Here is a 6480-nt window from a genome sequence, read left to right as displayed (position 1 = left end):
GGAAGCGGCGCGAGGAGGGGCGGTACGGGGAGGGGTCGGTCGGCGGTCCCGGTACGGCCGCGTGCAACGGGTTGAGCTGCACGAAGTCCGCGCCGAGCGTCCGCCCGGACCAGTCGGCCAGCCGGGCCAGGTCGCCGAGGTCGCCCATGCCCCAGGAGCGCTGGGAGAGCAGGGAGTAGAGCTGGACCATGAAGCCGTGGGCGCGGCCGGACGCCGGGGGCATCCGGTCGGGCGCGACGACGAGATGGGAGTGCGCGGAGCGGCCCTCGGGGGAGTAGGCGCGCAGGAGGTGCACGCCGGGCGGCAGCGGCGCCGCGCGCCCGCCGGGCACCAGGCCCCAGTCCAGCGTCCGCCCGTCCTCGGTGTCGACGCACAGCGTGGTGCCGCCGGGCAGCCCCGCCAGGTCCGGCGGGCGGCCCTCACGGGTGACGAGGGTGGGCGGGAGGAGGGCACGGGCCGGGCCGTACTCGTACGCGTCCAGTGCGTCGCGGACGGCCTGCGGCGTGGAGGCGTCGACCCCCAGTGCGGCGAGCACGGCTACGACCGTGCCCTCGGGTACGTGGACGGTGCGGCCCGGCGCGGGCTCGTAGGACGTGGTGACGCCGTGCAGCCGGGCGAGCCGCGCTCGGCCCATCAGACCTCCATGGGCTCCGTGCCGTAGCCGGCGGCGGGCTCACTGGTGAGCGGCAGCCCGGCGGCGATGGGGGTCTCGCTGGTGAGGGGGGTGGTGTCGGCGAGCGGGGGCTCGCTGGTCAGGGGTGGCTCGGAGAACATGAACGAGCCGGATCCGTCCAAGCCGCAGTCCGGGTCGGAGACCCCTGCCAGCAGATCCGGCTCGGTCGGTTTGGAGAGGGCGTCGAGAAGAAGCTGAGCGGACGGAGCCACGAGGGCCTCCCGTTCGTCGAGAGTAGGACACGAGGGCCTTACCCAATCCATGCCGTCGCAGACGTATCCGGTCGCTAAACGTGCGCCACCTCACACCCTCGCCCTGACGGGCGATTTCGCGGTGCGAGCCGGTCACCCACGCAGGAGATACCGACTAATCGGACATCATAGCGAAACTCCTGCGGCATTTCCCGGCGACCGGTGCCCCCGCGTGTCCCGCCCGCCACACAGGGCAAAGGGGGGCACTTCGGTAACCGTCGTTGACACCTCGACCCCCGAGTGGTGGGCTCACAGCCAATGGCGGCCGCTCCGCCGACCGACCAATACGGAGCGGCCCGGCCAGAGGCCGCAGACCGACGGGGACGAGGAGGGGCCGTGCGATTCCGGGGCGCCGGCGCCAGTAAACGGAACGGTGCCGGGTCCGGCGCCAGGGTGGCAGGCACGACGGCACTGGCCGCCGCCGTCATAGGGGGACTCTTCGGCGGCGTACCGGCCGCCCAGGCCGCGCCCGACGAACCGGCCGTCGGCGCGCCCGACCAGGCCGCCGACGCGGGCGGGACGCCCGCCGTCTGGCCGCGCCCCCAGTCGCTGCGCTCGCTCGGTACCGCCGTGCCCCTGGGCACCGCCGTCACCGTCGTCTCCGACGGGGACACCGACCCGTACGCCATGGAAGCGCTCCTCAAACTGCTGCGCGGCGCCGGGGTCCGCACGGTCCACGAGGCGGAGCCCGGTGCGCCGCTGCCCTCCGACGGGCCGCTGATCCGCGTCGGCGGGCGGCAGGCGGCCGACGCGCTGCGTGCCCTGCACGCCCCGGCCCGCGGCACGGACCTGCCCTCCGGCGGCTACCGCCTCGCCACCGGCCAGGTCGCGGGCCGCGCCACGGTCGCCATGGAGGGCGCGGGGCCCGACGGCCTCTTCCACGCCGTGCAGACCCTGCGGCAGCTCATCACGCGGGACGAGGACGGCGCGCGCCGGATCTCCTCCGTCGCCGTGCGCGACTGGCCGGGCACCGCGGTCCGCGGCACGACCGAGGGGTTCTTCGGCGCCCCCTGGTCCCAGGCCGAGCGCCTCGCCCAGCTCGACTTCATGGGCCGTACGAAGCAGAACCGCTTCCTCTACGCGGCCGGCGACGACCCCTACCGCCAGGCCCGCTGGCGCGAGCCGTACCCGGCGGACCGGCGCGCCCACTTCCGCGAGCTGGCCGAGCGGGCCCGCGCCAACCACGTCACGCTCGGCTGGGCCCTCTCCCCCGGTCAGTCCCTGTGCATGTCCTCCGAGGAGGACATGCGGGCCCTCAAGCGCAAGGTCGACGCCATGTGGGCGCTGGGCGTGCGCAGCTTCCAGCTCCAGTTCCAGGACGTCAGCTACAGCGAGTGGCACTGCGACGCCGACCGGGACGCCTTCGGCAGCGGACCGGAGGCGGCGGCGCGCGCCCAGGCGAAGGTCGCCGGCGCGCTCGCGGCCCACCTCGCCGACCGCCACCCCGGCTCGGCGCCGCTGTCGCTGATGCCGACCGAGTACTACCAGGACGGCTCGACGGCGTACCGCGAGGCGCTGGCGGCCGCGCTCCCGGACCGGGTGGACGTGGCCTGGACCGGCGTCGGCGTCGTGCCGCGCACCATCACCGGCGGCGAACTGGCCAAGGCCCGCGAGGTGTTCGGGCACCGCCTGATCACGATGGACAACTACCCGGTCAACGACTACGCGCAGGACCGGATCTTCCTCGGCCCGTACACCGGGCGCGAGCCCGCCGTCGCCACCGGCTCCGCCGCCCTCCTGGCCAACGCCATGGAACAGCCCACGGCCTCCCGCATCCCCCTCTTCACCGCCGCCGACTACGCCTGGAACCCGCGCGAGTACCGCCCCCAGGAGTCCTGGGAGGCGGCCCTCGACGACCTGGCGGCGGAACAGGCGGACCAAGCGGACCAGGAGGACCGGGCGGGCGGCGGGGCCGGCACGGCCGCCTCGGACGCGGACCGGGACCGCCTGGCCCGCATCCGCGCCGCGCTGCACGCCCTCGCCGGCAACGACGCCTCCTCCGTCCTGCACACCGGCGAATCGGGCTACCTGCGCCCCCTCATCGACCGCTTCTGGAAAACCCGCGCCGCCGCGATCGACAGCGGCGACCCGGCCCGCGACAAGGAGTACGCCAAGGCCGCGGCCGCCCTCCGCGCGGCGTTCACCACGATGAGCGAGACGCCGGAGCGGCTGACCGGCAGCCTGGCCACCGAGGTACGCCCCTGGTCCACGCAGCTCGCGCGGTACGGGCGGGCCGGCGTGCAGGCCATCGACATGCTGCGCGCCCAGGCACGCGGCGACGGCGCGGCCGCGTGGCGGGCCCAGCGCGCGGCGGAGGACCTCCGCGCGGACATCGGCAAGCGGTCGGCGACGGTCGGCAAGGGCGTGCTCGGCCCGTTCCTGGACCGGGCGCTGCGCGAGTCCGACGCCTGGACGGGCGCCGCCTCCGACGCCCCGGAGCCGCACGAGGCCGCCCATGCGACGTCCCTGACGGTGCCCTTCGCGCGCCCCCGCTCGCTCACCGCGGTCACCGCGCTCACCGACCCCTCCCGGGAGGCCGCGCGCGCCTCGGTGGAGGCCCGCGTCCCGGGCAAGGGCTGGCAGCGCCTCGGCCGCCTCGCCGCCTCCGGCTGGACCCAGACCGCGGCCCACGGCCTGCGCGCCGACGCGGTCCGGCTCCGCTGGGGCCACGACGACCCGGCGCCCTCGGTGACGTCCCTCACCCCCTGGTTCGACGACACGGCACCGGCCGGCCTGGAGCTCTCCCGCGAGGAGGCGGACGCCGAGCCGGGCGGCACGGTCGACGTCGACGTACGCCTCTTCTCGCGGCGCCCCGCCGACGTCCCCGGCCGGCTCCGTGTCCAGGCCCCCAAGGGCTTCGCCGTGCACGCCCCCGACCGCCTCACCGCGCCGCGCGGCGGCACCGCGACCGCCCGCGTCCGGCTCACCGTCCCGAAGACCGCGGGCTCCGCCACGTACAGAATCCCGGTCACTTTCGGTGACGAGCGGCGGACCCTGACCGTCCGTACCTTTCCGCCCACCGGTGGCAAGGACCTGGCCCGCGGCGCGGCGGCGGTCTCCTCGGGCGACGAGACCGCCGACTTCCCGGCAGCGGCGGCCACGGACGGCGACCCGAAGACCCGCTGGTCGTCCCCGGCGGAGGACAACGCCTGGCTCCAGTTCGCGCTGGACCGGCCGGTCCGGCTCGGGCGGGTGGTCCTGCACTGGCAGGACGCGTATGCCGCGCGCTATCGCGTACAGGTGTCCCGTGACGGCCGCACGTGGCGCACGGCGGCGACGGTCCGGGACGGGAAGGGGGGCCGCGAGTCGGTCCGGATGGACGCGAAGGACGTCCGCTACGTCCGGGTACAGGGCGAAAAGCGCGCGACCCGGTACGGGTACTCGCTGTGGGGCGTGGAGGCGTACGCGGTGTACGACCGCGACCAGTCGCCGTAGGGCTGCGGCCCGGTGGCCCGGGCCACCCGGCAGACGGCCGAAGCCCTACGGCGGCAGCCCGGTCGCGTCCCGGGAACGCGAATGGCCCGTATCTACGCGGAAACCGCGTCGATACGAGCCATGGCGTCATCCGCACCGTACGGCTGCAAATATGGCAGCCAGCGCGGATCCCTATGCCCTGTGCCGATGATCCGCCAGGCGAGGCCCGACGGCGGCGCGGGCTGATGCCGCAGCCGCCAGCCGATCTCTGCGACGTGCCGGTCGGCCTTCACGTGATTGCACCGGCGACACGCGGCGACCACGTTTTCCCAGGTGTGCTGCCCGCCACGGCTGCGCGGGATCACGTGGTCGACGCTGGTTGCGACGCCACCGCAGTACATGCACCGGCCGCCGTCGCGCGCGAAGAGCGCACGGCGGGTCAGGGGGACGGGGCCGCGAAAGGGCACCCGGACGAAACGCTTGAGACGGACCACACTGGGCGCGGGCATCGCGCGGGTCGCACTGTGCATCAGGGCGCCGGAATCCTCGAGGCTGACGGCCTTCTCATTGAGGACGAGGATGAGCGCGCGGCGGAGCGGTACGACGCCGAGCGGCTCGTACGACGCGTTGAGGACCAGGACATGCGGCACGGGTGCCTCCTTGTACGCCGGCGGCGCGTGGCTCGCGCCGGGACGATCTCCCCACAGTGTCCCCCGGTGCCTGGTCGGAGCGCCACCATGACCAGGTAACGGGTCGGAGGTGTTTTCGACCACACTTCTTTACTGCCCAGCATTTCGGCCCGCGCTACTCGAACAGCGGCACGGACTGCCCGCGTTGCCCCGTTAGTGTGGTTGGTCTGCCCGACGTGCGGTACGTACCGCCCGGGTCTGCTGTCCCACACGGAAGGTCCTAGCTGTGTACTGGTCCGCTTCTCCGGTAGCCGCCGCGGCACCGGACCCGTCCTCCATATCCGAGGCCACGGAGAAGGCCACCGACGCCGCCGGCTGGGTGCAGGCGAACTGGCAGAGCTGGCTCAACGCCGGTCTGCGCATCATCCTGATCGTCGTCATCGCGGTGGTCCTGCGGTGGCTCGTGCGCCGCGCGATCACCAAGTTCGTCGAGCGGATGAACCGCTCCACGGTGGCCGCGCGCAACGGCGCGCTCGGCGGTCTGCTCGTGAACGCCGAGCGCCGCCGCCAGCGCTCCGAGGCCATCGGTTCGGTGCTGCGCAGCGTCGCGTCCTTCGTGATTCTCGGCACAGCGGCGCTGACGGTGCTCGCCGTACTGAACATCAACCTCGCCCCGCTGCTCGCGAGCGCCGGTGTGGCCGGCGTCGCCATCGGCTTCGGTGCCCGCAACCTCGTCACGGACTTCCTCTCCGGCGTTTTCATGATCCTGGAGGATCAGTACGGCGTAGGCGACTCCATCGACGCGGGCGTCGCCTCCGGCGAGGTCATCGAGGTCGGGCTGCGGGTCACGAAGCTGCGCGGCGCGGACGGCGAGATCTGGTACGTCCGCAACGGCGAGGTCAAGCGCATCGGCAACCTCAGCCAGGGCTGGGCCACGGCCACTGTCGACGTCCAGCTGCGCGCGAGCGAGGACCTGGACCGCGTCCGCGAGGTGATCACTCGGGCGGGCGAGGACATGGCCAAGTCCGAGCCGTGGAACGAGCGCCTGTGGGAGCCGGTCGAGGTGCTCGGCCTCAGCGAGATCTTCCTCGAATCGATGACGATCACGGTCTCCGCCAAGACGATGCCGGGCAAGTCCTTCGCCGTCGAACGCGAGCTCCGCTGGCGCATCAAGAAGGCCCTGGACGCGGCGGGCATCCGCATTGTCGGCAACGAGCCGCTCCCCGGGGAGAACGCCGAAGCCGCCGACCCGACGGCCGCCGTCGCCGCGCCGTCCGCCTTCGCGAACCCCCTCTCCCCCCAGTCGGTGGCCAGCAACCCGGTCACGCCCCCGCCGAACATGAGCAAGTAACTCCACTCACTCCGCGCACGGACACCGTTGGCCCGCTCCCCCGCCTCGCCGGGGGAGCGGGCCGATTGCGTGCCACCCATTGACGGCCCACGAGCGGGGACTTACTTTCCTGGCAGTTGTTGGTAGGAAAGTTTCCTACCAACAACAAACCAGCGGTGTGGG

The 6480-nt window shown here is 73.7% G+C and carries 5 protein-coding genes; 2 read left to right on the top strand and 3 right to left on the bottom strand.

Going from position 1 to position 6480, the window contains the following annotated elements; all coding sequences use genetic code 11:
- Both CCS38_RS15480 and CCS38_RS15475 read right to left on the bottom strand, forming a co-directional pair.
- A partial coding sequence (locus CCS38_RS15480) for a 4-alpha-glucanotransferase (RefSeq protein WP_223733849.1) occupies nucleotides 1-634 on the bottom strand: 634 nt, incomplete at its 3' end.
- Nucleotides 634-885, bottom strand: a complete 252-nt coding sequence (locus CCS38_RS15475; RefSeq protein WP_223733848.1) for a hypothetical protein — start codon at nucleotides 883-885, stop codon at nucleotides 634-636. The genes CCS38_RS15475 and CCS38_RS15480, both read right to left, overlap by 1 nt.
- A gap of 432 nt (nucleotides 886-1317) precedes the next feature.
- On the opposite strand from CCS38_RS15475, the gene CCS38_RS15470 reads away from it, so the two are divergent.
- On the top strand, nucleotides 1318-4359 hold the full coding sequence (locus CCS38_RS15470) for a beta-N-acetylglucosaminidase domain-containing protein (protein WP_223733847.1): 3042 nt from the start codon (nucleotides 1318-1320) through the stop codon (nucleotides 4357-4359).
- Between the two features lie 92 nt (nucleotides 4360-4451).
- Here the strand turns inward: CCS38_RS15470 and CCS38_RS15465 are convergent, their stop codons facing one another.
- Nucleotides 4452-4988, bottom strand: a complete 537-nt coding sequence (locus CCS38_RS15465; RefSeq protein WP_030614925.1) for an HNH endonuclease — start codon at nucleotides 4986-4988, stop codon at nucleotides 4452-4454.
- Between the two features lie 265 nt (nucleotides 4989-5253).
- Here CCS38_RS15465 and CCS38_RS15460 point away from each other — a divergent pair, with 265 nt between their 5' ends.
- Complete coding sequence (locus CCS38_RS15460; RefSeq protein WP_223733846.1) at nucleotides 5254-6318, top strand: mechanosensitive ion channel family protein; 1065 nt, start codon at nucleotides 5254-5256, stop codon at nucleotides 6316-6318.
- Nucleotides 6319-6480 lie beyond the last annotated feature (162 nt).

The sequence above is a fragment of the Streptomyces purpurogeneiscleroticus genome, from assembly GCF_020024005.1.
Lineage (GTDB): Bacteria > Actinomycetota > Actinomycetes > Streptomycetales > Streptomycetaceae > Streptomyces > Streptomyces purpurogeneiscleroticus.
The sequence above is the reverse complement of the archived record's forward strand: the minus strand, read 5'-3'. Positions and strand labels throughout refer to the sequence as shown.